This window comes from Paenibacillus sp. D51F (genome assembly GCF_053345695.1).
The window spans coordinates 175,740-195,710 of the sequence record NZ_JBKFAO010000005.1; the positions used below are offsets into that span (position 1 = coordinate 175,740).

The window sequence follows — 19,971 nt, forward strand, 5'->3', positions numbered from 1 at the left end:
AAAAACATAAATCGGGAGGAGAATAGTCGGACTGAAGGCGGCTTCTAGAAGCTAGGCTTGACTGAAGCCTCTTCAGCCCGGATACCACAAGGGCTTACAACGGCTGAAGCCCTCGTGGTCATCGATGACCTTGCCTATCCGCCTCAGCATGTCCGCCGTCTCTGCCGGCCTTACCCGGACGATCCAGGGAACGGAAGAGAGGCAGACAAGGCCGATATAGAACGCATACAACTGCCAGAATTCGTCGTCCGGCTCCCCTTCATGGTAGCCGCGAATCTGGCCGGCCGTGAACGGCACGCTCGTCTCGGCGCTGAAGAAGCCGGCCTTGGCGAATTCCTGAACGGGATCTCCCCAGCCGTACCGGTTGAAGTCGATGATTCCAGCCAAAGCCCCGTCATGGACGATCAGGTTCCCGACATGGTAGTCATGATGCTGGAACACGCTTGGCCTGCCTTCCGTCAGCCCGATATGTTCCTGCAGAAACTCCAGCAGTTCCCGGCCGCGGTCCAGACGGACGCCGCAGGCCTCATAGTCCTGCCTGTAGGAGCGAAGCCGGGCCAAGATTCGATTCTGCCAAGGCTCCACCTCTTCCGGGACGCTTGCCCTGTGGATCTTGCGCAGCTCCCGCCCCGCATGAATTCCGATCGATTCCTGCTCCCCGACCGGCAGACGAGGTAGCGCCTCCGCTGCGTCTTCCCCGTCGATGTAGGTGACGAGCATGTAACCCAGTCCTTGATCCGGCAAGCTGCCGGACTGGACGGGCCTGGAGCACAGAACGTCGAGCCTTTCCATCTCCTCCAGAATCCCGTACTCCCGTCCCTTCGCTTCGGCTTGCACGATCCCATACGCCCGGATGATATAACAAGGCTGCCCCTCGGTGTCGCGGACCAAATATTTGGCGTCGTTCGAGTACCCCTTGAAAATGGGTTCGATTTCTCCGCAGCCGCTCAACAATGGAATCCATTGCCGCCATGCCTGGGGATTGTCCATCGGCCTCATTTGCATCCCGTCCTTTCGGTTCTTCTCCCGTCTATCCACCTCTATTCGAGGCTTTCTTCCCCGCTTCCTTCCGGAGCTTCGGCCAGCCGATCCGAATTCCTTAAAGTGGAATTGAACGAATCGCCGCCGGGCGGCGTCATATCGCTATGAAAGGCCATAAGGAAAGATTTGTCCTCAAGGAAGCGTTTCCGCCGGCCGCCGAATCGATTCCAACCAAGTCTTGTTCCCCTCGCAGGGATTCCAAATACACGGAGGTAGTCATCATGTCCGATATGCTGAAGCTTATTTTGCCGCTCGCCATCCTGCAGCTCATTCTCGTCGTCGCCGCTTTTATCGATCTCTCCAAGGTCCGCCGAACCAACGGTCCCAAGTGGATGTGGGCGATCGTCATCCTGTTCTCCAGCCTGCTCGGAAGCGTCGCTTATTTCCTCTTCGGAAGGAGGTCGGACTGAATGCCGTTTCTTGAAATCGCCCGGCTGTCCAAATCCTTCGGCAGCAAGGAAGCCGTCGCAGGTCTGTCCTTCACCGTCGGGGAGGGCCGCTGCGCGGGGCTGCTCGGGCCGAACGGCGCCGGCAAGACGACGACCCTTCTCATGCTCGCCGGCCTGCTGCCCCCATCCGGGGGCAGCATCTCCTTCGACGGCAAGAGCGGAGGGGATATCCGGCCCAACATCGGTTATCTGCCCCAGTATCCGGCTTACCCGAACTGGATGAGCGGCCGGGAATTCCTGGCCTTCACGGGCCGCCTGGCCCGTCTGGGCAAAAAAGAAGCCGCGGACCGCAGCTCTGAACTGCTGGAGCGGGTAGGTCTGGCGGACGCCGCGGACCGCCGGATCGGAGGTTATTCCGGCGGCATGAAGCAGCGCCTGGGCATCGCCCAAGCGATCATTCACCGGCCGAAGCTGCTGCTGCTCGATGAACCGGTATCGGCGCTGGATCCGCTCGGACGCCGCGAGGTGCTGGAGCTGCTGCAGGAGCTGAAGCAGGAGACGACGATTCTGTTCTCCACCCATGTGCTTCACGATGCGGAGGCGGTCTGCGACGACATCCTCATCATCCGGGACGGGCGCATCGCGCTGGGAGGCGAGCTTCGCCAGGTGATGCGGGAGCATACGGAACCTGTGCTGACGGTAAGGTTCGCCGAGCCCCGCGCGGAGTGGACCAAGGCTCTGGCGGGACTTCCATGCGTCCGGCAAGCGGACAGCCTGCCTGCCGGCGTCAAGCTGGCCTTGGCGGGAAATCCCGAAGCGGCGAAGACCTCTGTCCTGCAAGCCATTTTAGAGAACGGAATATCAATCTCCAGCTTGGAAACCGGCCAATCGACGCTGGAGGATCTATTTGTAAAGGCGGTGCGGCCATGAGCCAGTGGATGGTTCTCTATCGGAAGGAAATGCTCGGCATGAGACGCAGCTACAAGTGGCTGTGGATTCCGGCCGTCTTCATCCTGCTCGGCGTCATGAACCCGGTCACGGCCGCCTACATGCCGCAGCTGCTGGAGGCGAACGGCATCGCCAAGGAAGTCGCCGCCGCCATGCCCGTCCCTACCGCCGCCGACATCATGCTGAAGACGCTGTCCCAGTACAACACGCTCGGGCTGCTGATTCTCGCCCTGTCGTTCATGGGCATCGTCTCCGGCGAGCGCCAGAGCGGCGCAGCGGTCATGATCCATGTGAAGCCCGTATCCCATCTGTCGCTGGCGACGGCCAAGTGGGCCAGCATGGCTTCCCTTACGCTCGCCGCCTTCGGAATCGGCTATTTGGCCACCTGGTACTATACCGATATCCTCATCGGCAGCGTTCCGTTCCCCCTCATCGGGCAAAGCCTGCTCCTGTACGCCCTATGGCTGCTGTTCGCCTTGTCGGCGGTGCTCTTGTTCAGCAGCGCGATGGATTCGCAGGCCGGAGCCGCCTTCCTGGCGCTGCTTGCGTTGGCCGTGCTCTCGCTGCTGCCGAGCCTGCTTGGCCGCTTCATGAAATGGAGCCCCGGCAGGCTCACCGGAGAAGCAGGAACGCTGCTCACAACCGGGAGTCTGGCTTCAGGCGCTTGGCTGCCCGTTGCGGCGGCTGCGCTGCTGTCCGGCGCCATGGTTGTCGGTTCCTCGCTATTCTCGAAGCGGAAGGCAGGGAACACGGGAGCAAAATAAGCGGGGAAGCGGACGCCGGTTCCGGGAATGGACTTCAGGAACCACAGCAGGAAGAACCAAAAAACACGCATAGGCCATGAGCCTTTTGCGTGTTTTTTGGTTTTGTTTCCATGCCGATCATGCGTCCTATCGTCCATTCATCAATCGAAGAATCCAGGAGGAGCGACCGAGAGCCAGCCTTCCTTCCCTGACTTTTCCAGGATGGGCTCCTTGTCTTCGGGAGCAAACGAGTCCAAGTCCGCAATCTGCCGAGGCTCGACCCGCTTCAGGTAATAGTTGTTCTTGTCATCTGCTAAGAGGAAGTAATGGACGCTCTCCGTCGACGTTTTGGCAGGGTATTGAAACTGAAGAACATAGATTCTAGCGATATATCCGACTGGCGGCAACGCTATGGAGCTATCGGCTTCAGTCCATTTCTCGGCTGCAGCCAATGGGTCCGGATTGCTTTGCACCAGAATCAATTCGGGCTGCGCTTTCGTCGAATCGCTGCTGTAGAGCGACACATTGATCAGGCTCAACTTGCCTCCCGGCGTGCTGTCCGCCGTCTTCCCTTCGCCTGCTCCCGCTGAACAAGCCGTCAACAGCAGCACAAGAAGAAACCAGAACGTCGATCGTCTACCCACTCTTTTGTCTCCTTTAGTTTAAAAGGATGGAATGAATAAGGTCTTTCCCGTTATTTCTTGAAGTGCGCAGCGAGGCTGAGCGCCGTTCCGATTCCGGTGCCCATGACAATTCCAACCGCGAAATGGTCCATCGCCGATCCGAGCGAGGACCCGATGGCGATGCCGACTCCGATCCAGAGCAAGGCGCCTCCGTTTTTCTTTGGCTCCTGTCTTTCCGGATCAACAGGTTCATGCGCCAATTGGTCCACTCCCTTTCGCGTTGGCAGTCTTGCCTTTATTATGCACAAAAAGAACTCCTTCACGGAAGGGGTTCTTTTTCGCGCGCAGCTCCGGGTTCGGCGGACTGGACAGCCTTCTCGTGGCGGAGCAGCCACTCCTTCCTCCAAAGACCGCCGGCATAGCCGGTCAGGGCGCCGCTGGAGCCGATGATCCGGTGGCAGGGGACGACGATGCTCAGCTTGTTCCTCCCGTTGGCGCTGCCGACGGCCCGGATCGCCCTTTCGCTGCCGATCGCGACGGCTATGTCCTTGTAGGATACGGTGTGCGCGTAGGGCACATCGGTCAAGGCTTGCCATACGCGCTTCTGGAAGTCGGTTCCCTGAGCGGCGCATGGGAACGTGAACCGCCGGCGCTCGCCGCGAAAGTATTGTTCCAGCTGCAGCCGGCATTCCATCAAAGCCTGCGGCGTATCGGGCCGGATCGGCTCCAGGAGCTGCTCCTCGTCGGAGAACAGGATGGATTGGACGCCCTCGTCCGTACCGGCAATGCTAAGCACCCCGATCGGGGTGTCCAGGTCGACTCGATGCTGCTTGCTCACTGGAAATGACCTCCTTGGCGCGATGGGCCGGATCGGTTCCGCAGGCTGAAGCATCTCCAGCGGCCGAGCGGCGGCGGTATTGGGTTGGCGTGCAAGCCGTCAAGCGGCGGAACGCCTTGTAGAAATGAGACGGGCTGCGGAATCCGGACTCGTAGCAGATGTCCAGGCTGCCCCGGTCTGTCGTGCGCAGGAGGCGGGCCGCTTTGTCCACTCTTATTTTCTCCAGAAACGTCCGCGGCGTCTCCGACGTCTCCTGCTTGAACAGCCTCTCCAGATGGTACGGGCTTACGCCGGCAAATGCGGAGATGTCCCGCAGCGACAGAGCCCGCCGGTGCTCCCGGACCAGGAAGGCCGATATGCTCCGGATCAGGGCGGCATGGGGAGTCCGCTCCGCTTCGGGCTGGCATCGCTTGCAGGCACGGAATCCGGCCGCTTCGGCTTCCTCCCTATGGACGTAAAAGCGGACATTTTCTTTCTTCGGCTTTCTGGAGCGGCAGGACGGGCGGCAGTAGATTTTCGTCGTTTTCACGGCGGTATAGAACAAGCCGTCATACGTGTTGTCGCAGGCGATGATCTTTTCCCACATTTCCTCGAAGCCCATAGTCTCCACCGTGCCGCCGCCTTTCCTTGCCGGGTTCTTCCTGTTTATTTCTCTCCTGATCGGCATCTTGCAGCCGGCTCGAGGAGGACTCGCATGGTTAGTCTAGCTCAGATGGAGCTCCGATTCATCCTCATTCTTGCTTTTAAGGTCGGAATCTCCACGGCTCCTGACGTACCGGTTTCATTTTAGGGTATAATCAGGCAAACCCATGGAAGCAGGTGAACCCTTCGTGATCCATTTGCTGCCGCTCATGCTCGAGAGGGTCGGCATTCTGCTCATCGTCGTCTTTCTGCTCTCCAGGATGAAGTCGTTCCGCCAGATCATCCACCATGAGCATCGACTCAAGGAGAAGCTGCTGCTGATCGCCATCTTCGGCGCATTCGGCATCATCAGCAACTATACGGGAATCAAAATCAGCCATGGCACCATCGCCTCGCAGGCTTGGCAGGCCAACGTCGATTATGAAAGCGCCCTCGCCAATACGCGCGTGCTCGGCGTCGTGCTCGGGGGCCTGCTCGGCGGCCCGCTCGTCGGCTTCGGGGCCGGCCTGATCGCCGGCGTGCACCGCATTACGCTCGGCGGCTTCACGGCCGTCGCCTGCGGCGTCTCGACGATCATGGCCGGCCTGATCACCGGCCTGATCGGAGCCCGGATGCGCCGCAAGGGCAAGAGCATGACCTGGCGCGCCGTCGCCATCGGCATCATCATGGAATGCGCGCAGATGGGCATCATCCTGCTCGCCGCCCGCCCGTTCGAGCCCGCTCTGGAGCTCGTGCGGGTCATCGGCATTCCGATGATCGTCATCAACGGCTTCGGCACGCTGCTGTTCATGCTGTTCGTGCAATCGATCGTGCAGGAGGAAGAGCGCACCCGCGCCCTCCAGACGCACAAGGCGCTGCATATCGCCGACCAGACGCTGCCGTTCTTCCGGCAAGGACTGAGCGAATACTCCTGCCGCGAGGTGGCGGAGATCATGCTGAGGACGACCCATGCCGATGCGATCTCGATCACCAACCGGCAGCAGGTGCTGGCCCATGTCGGAACCGGCTCGGACCATCATATCCCGATGCAGAGCATCTCCACCCAGCTCACCCGCAACGTGCTGGAGCACGGCCGGCTGCTGAAGGCCAAGACGCGGGAGGCGATCCAATGCAACCATGAAGGCTGTCCGCTGCAGGCGGCTATCGTGCTGCCGCTCCAGGTGCATCAGCATACGGTCGGCACGCTCAAGCTCTATTTCACGAACCCGCTTCAGATGGACCGGGTCGAGCAGGAGCTGGCCGAAGGCCTCGGCAAGCTGTTCTCCACGCAGCTGGAGCTGGCGGAGGCCGAGCAGCAGAGCCGCCTGCTGAAGGACGCGGAGATCAAGGCGCTGCAGTCGCAGGTGCATCCGCATTTCCTGTTCAATGCGATCAACACGATCTCCGCCCTGTGCCGCACCGATCCGGAGACCGCGCGCAAGCTGCTGCTGCAGCTCGGAGTCTTTTTCCGCAGCAATCTTCAGGGCGCGCGGCAGATGCTCATCCCGCTGCGCAAGGAGCTGGAGCATGTCGAAGCCTACCTGACGCTGGAGAAGGCCCGTTTTCCAGGCAAATACAAGGTCGAGCTGGACATCGATCCTGCGCTCGAAGAGGTGCTCATTCCGCCGTTCACCCTGCAGCCTCTCGTGGAGAACGCCGTGCGCCATGCTTTCGGACCGCTGAAGGGAAAACGGGTCGGACATGTGACGATCACCGCGTTCCAGGAGGACGACCGGATGGTGCTCGTCGCGGAGGATGACGGCATCGGCTTCGCCAAGGAGCTTCTCGGGACGGTCGGCAGGCAGAAGGTCAAGTCCGCTTCCGGCACCGGGACAGCGCTGCACAATATCAGGAAACGCATCGAAGAGATCTATCAGGGAGCCGCAAGCTTCGAGGTCGCAAGCGGCGCCGGCGGCGCCAAGATCAGAATTGCCGTGCCGCTCAGCCATCATTATGGGGGGGAACAGGATGCTGAAAGCATTTATCGTGGATGACGAGCCGCTCGCCCGCGACGAGCTGGCCTATATCTTGCACCGCACCAAGCGCGTGGAGGTGATCGGAGAAGCGGAATCGCTGGAGGACGCGATCCAGGGCATACGGAAGGCAGAGCCCGATGCCGTCTTTCTCGATATCCAGCTCGCCGAAGAGAGCGGGCTTGAAATCGCTCAGCAGCTGCAGAATCTGGACCCCCGCCCGGAGATCGTGTTCGCCACGGCCTACGACGAGTATGCGCTCCGCGCGTTCGAGCTCAACGCCGCCGACTACATCCTGAAGCCGTACGATGAAGAACGGATCCGCCGGGCGGTCGAGAAGATCGCCGCGCTGAGGGAAGGCCGCCCCAGCCGTCAGGCTCCTGCGCCGCTCCGGCCTGCTTCCGCGCCGGAGCGGACCGGCAAGCTGGCGATTACGGTCGACGAGCGCATCCTTCTGGTGAACATCGGCAAAATCCTGTATATCACGGCGGAAGAAGGAAAAACGCTGGTGGCGACCGCAGAGCAGACGTACAAGGTCGGCGAGCCGCTCGTCACCTTCGAGCAGAAGCTGCAGGGAACGCCGATCATGCGCGTCCACCGCGCCTATCTCGCCAATGTGGATGAGATCGAGGAAATCCAGCCCTGGTTCCACTCGACCTGCACGCTGATCATGAGAAACGGAGCCAAGGTGCCCGTCAGCCGCACGTATCTGAAGGAGCTGAAGCAGCTGATCGGGCTTTGAGCTCCGCTTTCTGGCGCCCCCTCGCCTCCGAGGCTTTGAATACGCGATGAAGCCGCTTCCATTCGCCGCTTGATCCCTGCGCCTCATCCCTGATTTCCTGCGTTCTATCTTGAAAACGGTTTCCAAGGCGCTTCTTTTTCTATTCTAGAGAATATCAACGTCTTGGGAGGTCACCGACATGAATGCGATTTCAATCGTAATCGGATCCATATGCATTCTCATGATTGCCTATCGATTATACGGCACGTTCTTCACGCGCAAGGTGCTGAAGCTGAGCGACGACACGCCGACTCCGGCACATACGCTGAAGGACGGCAAGGACTATGTCCCGACGAACAAATGGGTCGCCTTCGGCCATCACTTCGCCGCCATCGCGGCAGCCGGACCGCTCGTCGGCCCGATCCTCGCCGCCCAGTTCGGCTACTTGCCGGGCCTCCTGTGGCTGCTCATCGGCGCGGTCGTCGGCGGCGCGGTGCATGACGCCGTCGTGCTGTTCGCCTCGATGCGGCGCAACGGCCAGTCGCTCTCCGAGGTCGCCAAGCAGGAGCTCGGACCGGTCGCCGGCTTCTGCACCGGCCTCGCGATGCTGTTCATCATCACGATCACGATGGCCGGCTTGTCGATGGTCGTGCTGCATGCGCTCGAGAACAACCCTTGGGGCACGTTCGCCGTCGCCATCACGATTCCGATCGCCATGGGCGTCGGTCTCTTCTACAAGAAGACCGGCAACCTGAAGCTCGCCTCCACGATCGGCTTCATCCTGCTCATGATCGGCGTCTTCGCCGGCCCCTCCATCCAGGACACCGTTGTCGGCGACTGGCTGACGTTCGATACGAGCACGCTCTCGGTCATCCTGCCGGTCTACGCCTTCTTCGCCGCCGCCCTGCCGGTCTGGCTGCTGCTCGCCCCGCGCGACTACTTGAGCAGCTTCATGAAGATCGGCGTCTTCATCGCTCTCATCGTCGGCGTCTTCATCATCAATCCGGCGATCGAATTCCCTGCCGTGACGGAATTCATCGGCGGCGGCGGACCGATCCTGGCCGGGCCGGTATGGCCGTTCATCTCGATCACGATCGCCTGCGGCGCGATCTCCGGCTTCCATGCGTTCATCGGCTCCGGCACGACGCCGAAGATGATCAACCGCTGGAGCGACATCAAGCCGGTCGCGTTCGGCGCGATGCTCGTGGAATGCCTCGTCGCCATCATGGCGCTGATCGCGGCCACGGCGTTGCAGCCCGGCGACTACTTCGCCATCAACTCCAAGCCCGAAGTATTCGCGACGCTGGGCATGAGCACCGTCCATCTGCCGGAATTGAGCCAGGAGATCGGCCTTGATCTGGAAGGCCGCACCGGCGGCGCGGTGACGCTCGCCGTCGGCATGACATATATCTTCACGAAGATTCCATGGTTCGAGAATCTCGCCCCGTATTTCTTCCAATTCGTCATCATGTTCGAAGCGGTGTTCATCCTGACGGCGATTGATGCCGGCACGCGCGTCTCCCGCTATCTGATCCAGGATTTCTTCGGCGAGCTGTACAAGCCGCTGAAGCGCGTCGACTGGATTCCCGGCACGATCTTCGCCAGCGCGCTCGCCTGCTTCATGTGGGGCTATCTGCTCTTCTCGGGCGACATCGGCTCGGTATGGGCGCTGTTCGGCGTCTCCAACCAGCTGATGGCCTCCATCGGCCTCATCATCGGAGCGACGGTCATCCTGCGAGTGGCCGACAAGCGGCGGTATATGCTCACCTGCCTCATTCCGCTCGCCTACCTGTTCGTCACCGTCAACTACGCGGGCTACTGGATGGTCAAAAACGTCTACCTGAACCCGGACGCATCCGGCTACAACGTCCTGAATGCAGTGCTGTCCATCATCATGCTGGTGCTCGGCATCATCATCATGTTCACGGCGGCGCGCAACTGGATCAAGACGTTCAACCATCCGCGCGCTGAGCTGGAGTCGTTGTCTTCTTAACGTCGCCGCTTGCCTGCTTCGTTCTCCATGCAAGGAACAAGCGGCGATAGTTCACGCGCCGCACGATTACGAACGCTCCCAAAAAAAAGCAGCTCATCGTAACTTACGATGGGCTGCTTTTAGTTTTATATGCGAAATGAATCAAAATCCCAATCACAACAAAAATCTGAATTGATATAACGATAAGCTTCCGAAAAGGAAGGCTGCCTCCCTTCTATTGGGACCCGTCAACAACGAGAGGATGTCATCTCTAAAGTGTTCATTTATGAGACTGGATTCTGTCCGAGAAAATCGATTTCAGCAAGGAGCAGCCAGAAATCACCCTCTCATTTGTTTTTTTACCCTAATTTTGGAAATAAATCAAGATCCCTGATTTGTACCTATAGCCTGTATCTCATCCTCATCTTCATCCTTGCTCTCGTTATCCTCTTCCCTCTCCCCCTCCGAATCTTCTTTGTGAACACGTGTTGAAAGCGGATTCCCTATATGCCACAATAGAAGCATATCGCGATTCATGTCTTGTCCTTATTCCTACATACATTTAGGAGGTCCTTATCCATGAGAACGATTCCACTCGGAACAAGCAGCCTGGAGGTTCCCGTCGTCGCCGTCGGCTGCATGCGCATCAACTCGCTGGACAAGCCGGAGGCTGAACGCTTCGTCCAGACGGCGCTTGAGCTCGGCGCCAATTTCTTCGAGCATGCGGACATCTACGGCGGAGGCGACTGCGAGGAAATCTTCGCTGAAGCCGTCCATATGACGCCGAGCGTGCGCGAAAACCTCATCCTTCAGTCCAAATGCGGCATCCGCCCCGGCATGTTCGACTTCTCCAAGGAGCATATCCTGAATTCCGTCGACGCCATCCTGAAGCGCCTGAAGACCGATTACCTGGACACGCTGCTGCTCCACCGACCGGATACGCTCGTCGAGCCGGAGGAGGTCGCAGAAGCGTTCGATCTGCTGGAGAGCTCCGGCAAGGTCCGCCACTTCGGCGTCTCCAACCAGAATCCGATGCAGATCCAGCTGCTGCAGAAATATGTGAAGCAGCCGATCGTCGCCAACCAGCTGCAGTTGAGCGTCACGAACGCCACGATGATCTCCCAGGGCTTCAACGTCAACATGGAGAACGCTTCGGCCGTGAACCGCGACGGCAGCATCCTCGACTTCTGCCGTCTGCATGACATCACGATCCAGCCTTGGTCGCCGTTCCAGTACGGATTTTTCGAAGGCGTCTTCCTCGGCAGCGACAAGTTCCCCGAGCTGAACAAGCAGATCGACGAGGTCGCGGCAAAGTACGGCGTCAGCAACACGACGATCGCGGTCGCCTGGATCCTGCGCCATCCGGCCCGCATGCAGCCGGTCGTCGGCACGATGAATATCGAGCGTCTGCAGGACTGCGTCAAGGCCGCCGACATCGAGCTCACGCGCGAGGAATGGTACGCCATCTTCCGTGCAGCAGGCAATATCCTTCCTTAAAAAGCAAAGAGTGCGCCTCCAGCCATCCGCGATGGTTGGAGGCGCACTCTTTTTGTGCATCCGTTCAGGCTTTACTTCAGAAAGCCTTCCTTGAAAACGGTCAGCAGATGCTCCAGCGTGATGGGGTCGCTGTAGCTGGACTCTTCCGTCTTGATCGTGATGACCTGGTTTTTTTCGACTGCCGGAATGCTCTTCCACGTCTTGGTGTCGAAGATCGGGTTCTCGACTCCAGCCATCTGGCTGAGGACGATCCAATCGCCGGCATAATCCGGCACCTTTTCGCTCGAGAGGGTGTAGTAGCCGGCACCAAGGGCGTCTTTCTTGACGGTTTCAGGCATGCCGAGCCCCATCGCCTGGTACAGAATCTCCGTCCCGCGGGCCCAGTTGTTGCCGAAGACATAGAAGCTCTTGGCATCGTATTCCAGCACCGATACCGTCGCGTTCTCGCCGATCTTGGCCTTGATTTCCTTGCCGGCCTCGGCTGCGCGCGTCTTGAAGCCGTCGATCCACTCCTGGGCTTCCTTCTCCTTGTTCAGGAGCTTGCCGATCTCCAGCTGCTGGTTCAGGTAATCCAGCTTGCCCCAGGTGTAGACGACTGTAGGCGCGATTTCCTTGAGCTTGTCGATGTTTTTCGTCTGAGAGCCGGCCACGATGAGATCCGGCTTCAGCTCGATGATCTGCTCGAGGCTGTCCTCGGATACGACGGCGACTCCCTGCAGCTTGTCCTTGAACAGCGGATCTTTCCCCGTCCATTCATCGACGCCCACCATCTTGCCGTCCATGGCAAGGATGTTCGGCGCGTTCGTCAGGCCGACGATGCGCTGCGGGTTCGCCGGAACCTCGACCGGACCGGTCTCGGACTCGTAGGTGATCGTCCCGGAAGCCGCATCGGACGAGAGCGATGGAGCGGGAGACTCGGCAGAAGCTTCGGAGGCGGCAGGCGTGCCGCCGCTGTTCGCCGCCGTGTTGCCGTTGTTTTTGCTTCCGCAGGCGGCCAGCGCCGCCATCAGCATCAGGACGAGCGGAATGGACAGCCATTTCATTTTTTTCATTCTGAATCCCCTTTTTCTATTCGATCATAACGACATGCCGACTGTGATAATGATTATCAATATCATAAACTATAAAGAGATCCCGCCGCCTTGTCAATTTCAATTTCGGCTGCTTTCCTCTCAATGACGAAGAGCCCTCCCCGCGGACGGGAAGGGCTCATCGTCATTCATCACCAGTTGTTGCCGGAGCCGGATGCCGTGAAGCTTGAGGAAGCATTGAGGAACTTGCCGGAAGGAGCTCCGTTCACCGTGTTGTTCGTGAAGGTGGACGTGCCGGTCGCCGATCCTCTCACATAGAAGCCGTAGGTGCCCGCATTCGTGATCGTATTGGAGGCATAGGTCACGGATACGCCCGGAGCAGGCTCCTCGATGAAGACGCCGGAGTAGACGCTGTCCTGGATCGTATTGCCCGATACGTTGACCGTCAGGTTTTGCGCTTTGCCGCTGTTGCCCACCCAGTAAGCCCAGATCGCGCCGATCTGATAGCCGTAGTCCTTATGGTAGGAGCCCGCTCTCAGCAGCATGTTGTTCTGGACCGTCAGCGTGCCCGTCATGGACGGAGGGTTGAAGTTCGTGCCGAAGGAGATGCCGGAGCCGTTCACGACGGTATCCGTCACCAGATTGCCGATGACCTTGTTGTCCTTGCCGCCGTAGATGGCGATATTGTTCGCCAGTGTCGGAATCTGGACGGTGTTGTAGCTGAACGTGTTGTTCGTATCCAGGTAGGTGTCCGACCACATCGCCATGCCGTCGTCGCCGCTATTGCGGATCGAGTTGTTGCTGACGGTCGTATTGCTCGTGCCGTAGTGCAGGTTGATGCCGTCCGCCCATACTTGGCGAATCCGGGTATTCGTGATGGTGGCGGCATTCGTCTGGTTCGTCAGCCAGACTCCGACCTTGGCGTGCTCGATCCACAGATTGGAGATGGTCGAGTTCGTTCCGTTGCCCTCCACGCCGGTCACGCCGTTGTAATCGTCACGGATGAAGTCGTTCGCGCTGAGCTTGAAGTCCGACAGCGCGACGTTGCCGCCCCGCAGGTAGATGCCCGCATAGCTGCCGGAGAGAGTGGAGTACCAGACGCCGGCGCCCTTCATGGATACGCCGCTGTCCAGGTACAGCCTTGTGCCGGTTCCGTTGTAGCCGGCTCCCTTGGTGCCGTTGTTCAGCGTGAAGGTTCCCACCGGAATCCATACGCCTTTGTAGGTTCCGCCCGAGTTTTTGACCGCATTGATGGCATTGTTGATGGCCGTCGTATCGTCGGCTCCGTCGCTTGCTACCGCGCCGTAGCTCGTGATGGAGACATAACCCGCGGGCATCGACAAGGCTGCCGGAATGACTTCCGTCTCGATCAGGTCGACCGTCACGCTCGCCGTCGAGGCGAAGTTCAAGTTGGAGGCGTTGCGCTGCAGCTTGATGACCGTGCCGGCCGGATACGATTTGTCCAGCTGGACCGACACCTCGTCATACATGTGATGCGGCGTGTTCGGAGTCGCATTCGGATTGTTGGACCAGCGGATCTCCCCGCCTTCCGTACCGTAGGCTCCATAGATCCAGCTGTATTTGGATGTCAGGCCGACGTCCTTGATCAGCGTTCCGCCGGCATACAGGCTGATCGCGGAATCGATGCCCGTTCCGGACGCGTTGTCCGGGATGGAGTAGCGGATCGTCAAGCCTTGGGCGGCTTTGTTCAGCGTGAACTGAACGTACTGGCCAGCCGAGGTCAGCTTGACGGCTTTGCGGCCGGAAGCTTCCGAAGCGAGATCGCCGAACGTAGTCGAAGGTCCGACGATTGCGCCCGTGTAGGACGCGCTTTCCGCTTCATAAGCGTCGTAAGGCATGGACGCTCCATAAGAGCCCGGGGACGGCGTCGGTGTCGGCACCGGCGTAGGCGTAGGCACGACATAAGCGATGTCGATCTTGTCCAGGTTCACATTCCCGGTATCGGTCGTATCGTACTTGTACATGATCGTGTTGCTGCCGGCATTCAGAGCGACAGTGTCGGTCCTAGTCGCCCAGGTGTCCCAGTTCGCCGTAGCGGCTAGGGAGGTCTGCGCCGCCTTGGCTCCGTTCACATAGATGCTCAAGGATTGGACGGCCGTCGAGCCGTTGGCGTAACGCAGCGCAACGCTGTAATTGCCCGCAGTCGACGCGCTCACGTTGAACCTTGCCGAGGCATTGCCTTTGTTGGCATCGGTGAAGCCGCCGACAAAGCCGGTTCCGCTGTAGCCCGTATGATCGCTCGCCACGGCCGCGCCTCCGGACAGCGTCGCCGTCTCGGCCTCATACGTTCCAGCCGGTGTCGGTGTCGGGGTTGGCGTTTTTGTCGGCGTTGGAGTTGGCGTTGGAGTTGGCGTCGCTGTCGGTGTAGGAGTTGGCGTCGGCGTAGCCGAGCCGGATCCGTACACTTCGACTTCGCTCAGCTGGCCTCCGGTCGACCCGGTATTGGCCGTAACGTTCACCCGCACATAGCGGGCCGAGACTGCCGTAAAGGTTATCGCCGCCGTGTTGGACGATGACGGATCGAAGGCATACGCCTTGGAAGCAGCAAGCGTCGCATAGGACGAGTTGTCGGAGCTGCCTTGCACGGAGAGCGTCTGGGTTCTCGCGCCCCAGGAAGGAGGAAGCTTCAGCACGACCTTGCCGATGCTTTGCGCGCTGCCCAGATCCACGGTCAGCGTGTTCGGATAGGAATTCGCCGCGCCTTCATAATAGCTGGATGCATTTCCGTCCGTGGCATTGGATGCCGGGAAGCCGGAGAACGTATTGTTGGCTGCTGCAGCTTTGTTCAGAGCCAGATTGGCGCCCAGGGAAGCATCGACGGTAATATTGTCGATATTGACATTGCCCGTGTCTGCCGCGTCGAATTTATAAGCGATTGCATTGCTGCCCGAGTTCAGCGAGACGGTCTCCGTCTGGGTCGACCAAGTATTCCAGTCCGCCGTGCCTGCAAGCGAGATTTGCTTGATCTTGGAACCGTTGACATACAGGCTCATCGTTTGATTGCCGCCGGAGCCGTTGGCATAGCGGAGAACCGTCGTATAGCTTCCCGCAGAGGAAGCGCTTACAGTAAAGGTGATGGAAGCTTTTCCTTTATTGGTGTCGGTCAATCCTCCGACAAAGCCCGTGCCTGTATATCCGGTATGGTCGGTTGCTTTGACGGCGCCGCCGGCCAGTACGGCAGACTCGGCTTCATAAGTTTGCGGAGCTGCTGAAGCGCCCGGCGCAAAAGGAATTTGCAGAATCATCAAGGACAGCGCCAGGAACAGAGCCAGGAGCTTGCCCGCTTTTGCATTGGATCTCATGTTATTCATACCTCCGTGTGATTTAGTCTGAAGCGGAACTTGCTTAGCCCTCCTTCTCGTTCGGAATGAATGGCGGTCAGGCGCGCTATCACCCCCATTGTAGCCAGGCGCGCTTAGGCAGGCCACTACATTGATGACCTATAAAGCCATTTTTGTGACAACGGCCGGAATGGAAAAAGCAAAAGAGCCCTTCCCGCTCATACGGAAGGGCCCCATGCATCGTTTTTACCGGCGGCCTTTGAAGCTCTCTCTCGAAAGCACATGCATTCTCTCTCCGTTGCAGTCCTCGTCATCGCCGGCCAATCCTTCGAGAACATGGCTGAAGGCGAAGCCGAGCTTCTCAAGCACCCGGAGCGACGCAGCGTTGCGAGGGTCGGCCTTGGCATGCAGCCGGTCCAGCCCGATGGCATCGAATCCATAGGCGGCCAGCGCGGCAGCCGCTTCGCCCGCATACCCCCGGCCCCAGTCGCTGCGGCGGATCAGGTAATAGAGCTCCTTGTCCGGGCGGCGGAAATCAAGCTCCCCGATTCCGCACCAGCCGACCATTTCGCCGGACTCCTTGGCTAGGATGGGGAACGAGTATTTGAAGGGTTCTTCAAAACCATCCCCGTAACTGTCCAGCAGCCACCGGAACAGCTCTTCATACCGCTCGAAAGACAGCACGTCCATATGCATGTACGTCAGCAGCTCCTCATCCTGCATCAGCCCGTAGGACTCCATCAAGTCGCTTTCCCTGTACGGTCGGATGATCAGGCGCTCCGTTTCCAGGCGCATCGCAGCCAGGCTATCGTTCATTGTCGTTCATCTCCCAATCCGAAGTTTTCATGACCCAACAGCCTCGAGCAAGGAACCGGCAGCATGCAGGTCAGCACCTCTCGGGGTTTAGCCTTACCTTACGGAGCGGCGGGCAAAACGGCAAGGGATAGTTCCGATATAGCCATCTGCGAGGATTTGCGCGCACTCCCAAAAGAAAAACGGAAAGCCTCGGGCTTCCCGTTTTTTTGCAACCTGCTTTGTGTCGAGCAAGACGGCAAGCATGCCGTCATCCAGCGCGGACTTCATCCCGTTCACAGCCGACGCCAAAGCGCCGATCTCCTCGCTGGACAGGAATTGGCGGTACATGGTATAACCTTCCATCATTTCAAAGTCATCGGCGGGCGATGTACAGCGGGCCCAGCTCGACGGTCGAGCCAGCGGATTGGCGCAGCGCTTCCAGCACAACCTGGGCATTGTAGCCGTCCGCGAAATCATAGACAAGCGCATCCTGGCCTCTCAGCGCCGCGATGACCTGCTTCAGCATAGGGAGCGGGCTCGCGATGCTGTCGGTATCGACTGCCTGAAGACTGTCGGCGGAATCCCCTTTGTACAGATACCGCCAATTCTCCAGCGCGACAACACCTTTGGAACCGTGGACGACCATGGAAACGCGCTCCTCGCCGGGCAGGCCCGTGCTTCCGCTCAGGCGGATCGGAATTCCGCTGTCCAAGGCCAGTGTCGCTTCGGCCTTGTTCTCGGACAGCCTGCTGTCGGCGGGATAGGAGACCTCGCTGCTCAGCCGTGCGATGCGGCCGAAGACTTGCTGGATCATATGGATCCAATGAATGCCGACTTCAAGCAGAAATCCGCCCTGCTCCCTGGTCGCGACCCATCCGTTCTGCTGCCAAGCCCGCGGCCACTGCGGGAACTGCAGGAACAGTTCGATTCTCTCCATGGTCCCGGCCGCGCCTTCATCCAGCAGCTCCTTGAGCTTGAGAACCGGGGGCTCCAACGGGAACGAGAAATGCACGGCGTTCACGAGATCCGATCCCGCTGCCAGCTCCGCCATTTCGCGGGCTTCCTCCAAGCTGTTCGCAAGCGGCTTTTCGCAGAACACATGAATGTTCTTCTCAAAAGCGGCTGTCGCCAACTCATGATGCATCGCCGGCGGGACGGCGATGTACAGCAAGTCGATGCCGCCCTCATCCAGCATGATGCGGTAATCCGAATAAGTCCTTACCCCGCCTGCGCTGCCCAGGACGTTCTCAATCGCAGCTGCGTTCGGGTCGCATACCGCCGCCAGCTCGATATCTTCCGGAAACCCGGGAGCCTTCTGAACAATCATATTCCTTCCCATTACGCCCAGACCGATGACGGCCAACCTGATTTTTTTCATGCTCCGCTCCGTTTCTTCGTTCAAGAATGAAAATCCCGCCCACGGTCTGCAACTGCGGACTGCCTATGGATAAAGAAAATAATACCACGGATTGCATGGCAAAAAAGAGAGGGAATGCGTTCCCTCTCGGCTGCCTTGGCGAATGCCACCACTTGATCGAACATGGCTCGCGGGCTGCGATACACAACCCGTTTATTTCACCGCGTAAATCCCTTCCTTGTAGGTCATCGAGTACACCATGCCCTCCTCCGTCAGGATAGCGCTGGCGATATTGTCTACGGCTACCCGGACTTGCCCGCCATTCGGATCAATCCGATAGATGCCGGGCTCGTAACCGCCGGACAGATAATAGACGCCTGCCGTACCCGCATAATACGAGCTGACGGGCTGTGCGGCCAGCTTCGTTTCCTTGCCGGAGGCAAGATCGTACCGGAACAGCTCTCCGGGATCGTAGTCGCTGCCGGTCGCATTGACCTTGTAATAGATGGCTCCAGCGGAGAATTGGATCTGTGCCGCCTTGCGGCTGACCAGCGTCTTGGCGCCGCTCCCGTCAATCCCGGCAGACATCACATGTCCGGTCTTGGCTTCGACGTAGTAAATCCGGCTGCCTTCCATCCAGAACGATGCGGCCGAGCCCGTCAGCTTGGTCTGCGTCTGATCTCCCAAGCTGATTTTGTACACGGCACTCTCATCCGCCTCATCGCTTGCCTTGTAGCCAAGCGCATACAGATAGCCGTCCCGAGCATACATGCTGCCGACGCTCGAGTATCCGAGACCTTGCCCGTTGGACGTCCGGTTAATGAGGTAGGCGAATCCAGGCTGCCCGAACGCCTCCTTCTTGCCGGTCTTCAAATCTACTCGGCTCAGATTGTCTTCCATCTTGGCCATCGGATCGAAGTCCGTCAGGTACAAGGCTTCTCCCGATTTGACGTAGTGGATGATGCTGCGGGCATCGACGACTTTAACGATAGTTCCATTATCCACCCGGTATAACGTCTCTGATCCCACCGTCAAGTCTCCTGTATGCAGGATGATGTACAGGTCTTTATCGATCGTCTCGATGCCGGCAACCCAGCCATTCTCCGGCTTCCACGACGGCAGCTTGGCAACGGCATCGGATTTTCCGGAGGCAAGGTCATACGCATGCAGTTCTGCCGACTTATTAACGGTCGTCACATAATAAAGCTTTTGCCCGATGACTTTTGCTTGATCGAATACCGGATTTCCCGGCAGCTCGATGGCTGCCTCTTTTTGCCCGTCCGTTTTCCGGTATAGCTTCTGGATGATTCCGCTGCGCATGCGCTTGAAGTAATACGAGGTATTGCCATGCAGGCCAAGAGGGACGGTATCGCCATAATTGATCGGGCTGCGGGAATCGGCCAGCTGTTCCTTGACCTTGCCGCCGGCCGCGAGACTCCCGGGATCCTTCCAATCCACGATGTTGTCTCCGATGAGAACAAGGCCGTCATGCCAGTCGATCTTCTTGCCGATCGCTTCCGCCGCGCTTCGCAAAGGCAGCATGATCTGTCCGTTCACCTTCTGCGGCGCCGCATCCATGACGCGGACTTCGCCGTTCACGGTCATCGAAGTGCTGTTGACAGTGAACTTGACCGTTCGTTTGAGCTTGCTGCTGTGGAGAACGACCTCATCCGGCTTCTGCTGCTGCCAATTGGCTTCCCAGCCCTGCTGAAGGTCCGCCTGAGTCGCGAGATAGCTCATCAGGCGAATCGGCACGAGGACGCGCCCCTTTTTCTGCGTAAGCTTGAAATCGCCGTAGATGTCCGTCTTCTGTCCACGGATGAAAGCTTTGTTCTGATAGTCATAAGGAAAGACAATCATATTCCCGAACACTTCGGGCAATGGCTTGGCGGCTTCCGATGCCTGCGCCGGAGGGGCCAGAAGGCTCAGACAAAGACTTGACGCCAGTAGAAGCGAGGCTGCTTTCTTCATGTCGGCTCTCCTTATCAGATCATAATATGAACGTCTCTATAGACGCTCAAATCAGGAATATGTTTCCATATGCCCGATGGGCCTTTGGCCAAGCGCCTTACTCAAGTCTTTCATAGAATGAATGGATCTGAAACGAAACGGAGGGGCGA

Annotated in this window: 18 protein-coding genes; 7 read left to right on the forward strand and 11 right to left on the reverse strand. The window is 58.9% G+C overall.

The window, feature by feature from the left end:
* Positions 1 to 72: 72 nt before the first annotated feature.
* Positions 73 to 999, reverse strand: a complete 927-nt coding sequence (locus ACLBWT_RS11530; protein WP_447663272.1) for a phosphotransferase family protein — start codon at positions 997 to 999, stop codon at positions 73 to 75.
* Positions 1,000 to 1,262: 263 nt separating this feature from the next.
* Between ACLBWT_RS11530 and ACLBWT_RS11535 the strand changes: the two genes are divergently transcribed.
* From ACLBWT_RS11535 to ACLBWT_RS11545, 3 genes are read left to right on the forward strand one after another with little or no spacing between them, the layout of a single operon-like run.
* On the forward strand, positions 1,263 to 1,451 hold the full coding sequence (locus ACLBWT_RS11535) for a PLD nuclease N-terminal domain-containing protein (RefSeq protein WP_447663273.1): 189 nt from the start codon (positions 1,263 to 1,265) through the stop codon (positions 1,449 to 1,451).
* Positions 1,452 to 2,360 (forward strand): ATP-binding cassette domain-containing protein, encoded by a 909-nt coding sequence (locus ACLBWT_RS11540; RefSeq protein WP_447663274.1) that lies wholly within the window; start codon positions 1,452 to 1,454, stop codon positions 2,358 to 2,360.
* Positions 2,357 to 3,142, forward strand: coding sequence for an ABC transporter permease subunit (locus tag ACLBWT_RS11545; protein WP_447663275.1), 786 nt, complete (start codon positions 2,357 to 2,359; stop codon positions 3,140 to 3,142). The genes ACLBWT_RS11540 and ACLBWT_RS11545 overlap by 4 nt, the downstream gene beginning before the upstream one ends.
* Positions 3,143 to 3,282: 140 nt before the next feature.
* Here ACLBWT_RS11545 and ACLBWT_RS11550 read toward each other — a convergent pair whose 3' ends face one another.
* From ACLBWT_RS11550 to ACLBWT_RS11565, 4 genes are read right to left on the reverse strand one after another with little or no spacing between them, the layout of a single operon-like run.
* Positions 3,283 to 3,765 (reverse strand): hypothetical protein, encoded by a 483-nt coding sequence (locus tag ACLBWT_RS11550; protein ID WP_447663276.1) that lies wholly within the window; start codon positions 3,763 to 3,765, stop codon positions 3,283 to 3,285.
* A 50-nt stretch (positions 3,766 to 3,815) separates the two neighbouring features.
* Complete coding sequence (locus ACLBWT_RS11555) at positions 3,816 to 4,004, reverse strand: hypothetical protein (protein WP_447663277.1); 189 nt, start codon at positions 4,002 to 4,004, stop codon at positions 3,816 to 3,818.
* Between the two features lie 59 nt (positions 4,005 to 4,063).
* Positions 4,064 to 4,582: a methylated-DNA--[protein]-cysteine S-methyltransferase gene (locus ACLBWT_RS11560; RefSeq protein ID WP_447663278.1), complete on the reverse strand. Its 519-nt coding sequence runs from the start codon at positions 4,580 to 4,582 to the stop codon at positions 4,064 to 4,066.
* Positions 4,533 to 5,183, reverse strand: coding sequence for a bifunctional transcriptional activator/DNA repair enzyme AdaA (locus ACLBWT_RS11565; protein WP_447663420.1), 651 nt, complete (start codon positions 5,181 to 5,183; stop codon positions 4,533 to 4,535). Before ACLBWT_RS11565 ends, ACLBWT_RS11560 begins: the two co-directional genes overlap by 50 nt.
* Positions 5,184 to 5,412: 229 nt before the next feature.
* Here ACLBWT_RS11565 and ACLBWT_RS11570 point away from each other — a divergent pair, with 229 nt between their 5' ends.
* The 4 genes from ACLBWT_RS11570 (at position 5,413) to ACLBWT_RS11585 (ending at position 11,366) form a co-directional block, all read left to right on the forward strand.
* Positions 5,413 to 7,197: a LytS/YhcK type 5TM receptor domain-containing protein gene (locus ACLBWT_RS11570; RefSeq protein ID WP_447663279.1), complete on the forward strand. Its 1,785-nt coding sequence runs from the start codon at positions 5,413 to 5,415 to the stop codon at positions 7,195 to 7,197.
* A complete protein-coding gene (locus tag ACLBWT_RS11575) occupies positions 7,172 to 7,918 on the forward strand; it encodes a LytR/AlgR family response regulator transcription factor (protein ID WP_447663280.1) in 747 nt (248 codons plus the stop codon). The genes ACLBWT_RS11570 and ACLBWT_RS11575 overlap by 26 nt, the downstream gene beginning before the upstream one ends.
* A 178-nt stretch (positions 7,919 to 8,096) precedes the next feature.
* Positions 8,097 to 9,890, forward strand: coding sequence for a carbon starvation protein CstA (cstA, locus tag ACLBWT_RS11580; RefSeq protein WP_447663281.1), 1,794 nt, complete (start codon positions 8,097 to 8,099; stop codon positions 9,888 to 9,890).
* Between the two features lie 558 nt (positions 9,891 to 10,448).
* Positions 10,449 to 11,366 carry an aldo/keto reductase gene (locus ACLBWT_RS11585; RefSeq protein WP_447663282.1) on the forward strand — a complete coding sequence of 306 codons (918 nt, stop codon included), beginning with the start codon at positions 10,449 to 10,451 and terminating at the stop codon, positions 11,364 to 11,366.
* Positions 11,367 to 11,437: 71 nt separating this feature from the next.
* Here the strand turns inward: ACLBWT_RS11585 and ACLBWT_RS11590 are convergent, their stop codons facing one another.
* The 6 genes from ACLBWT_RS11590 to ACLBWT_RS11615 all read right to left on the reverse strand — a co-directional run bounded on the left by ACLBWT_RS11590 (position 11,438) and on the right by ACLBWT_RS11615 (position 19,822).
* Positions 11,438 to 12,409 carry an iron-hydroxamate ABC transporter substrate-binding protein gene (locus ACLBWT_RS11590; RefSeq protein WP_447663421.1) on the reverse strand — a complete coding sequence of 324 codons (972 nt, stop codon included), beginning with the start codon at positions 12,407 to 12,409 and terminating at the stop codon, positions 11,438 to 11,440.
* Positions 12,410 to 12,588: 179 nt separating this feature from the next.
* A complete protein-coding gene (locus tag ACLBWT_RS11595; RefSeq protein ID WP_447663283.1) occupies positions 12,589 to 15,720 on the reverse strand; it encodes a galactose-binding domain-containing protein in 3,132 nt (1,043 codons plus the stop codon).
* Positions 15,721 to 15,945: 225 nt separating this feature from the next.
* Positions 15,946 to 16,515 carry a GNAT family N-acetyltransferase gene (locus ACLBWT_RS11600; RefSeq protein ID WP_447663284.1) on the reverse strand — a complete coding sequence of 190 codons (570 nt, stop codon included), beginning with the start codon at positions 16,513 to 16,515 and terminating at the stop codon, positions 15,946 to 15,948.
* A gap of 93 nt (positions 16,516 to 16,608) precedes the next feature.
* On the reverse strand, positions 16,609 to 16,842 hold the full coding sequence (locus ACLBWT_RS11605; RefSeq protein WP_447663285.1) for a hypothetical protein: 234 nt from the start codon (positions 16,840 to 16,842) through the stop codon (positions 16,609 to 16,611).
* 25 nt (positions 16,843 to 16,867) lie between these two features.
* Entirely contained in the window at positions 16,868 to 17,872 is a 1,005-nt protein-coding gene (locus tag ACLBWT_RS11610; protein ID WP_447663286.1) for a Gfo/Idh/MocA family protein, read from the reverse strand.
* A 192-nt stretch (positions 17,873 to 18,064) separates the two neighbouring features.
* Positions 18,065 to 19,822 carry a DUF5050 domain-containing protein gene (locus tag ACLBWT_RS11615; protein WP_447663287.1) on the reverse strand — a complete coding sequence of 586 codons (1,758 nt, stop codon included), beginning with the start codon at positions 19,820 to 19,822 and terminating at the stop codon, positions 18,065 to 18,067.
* Positions 19,823 to 19,971 lie beyond the last annotated feature (149 nt).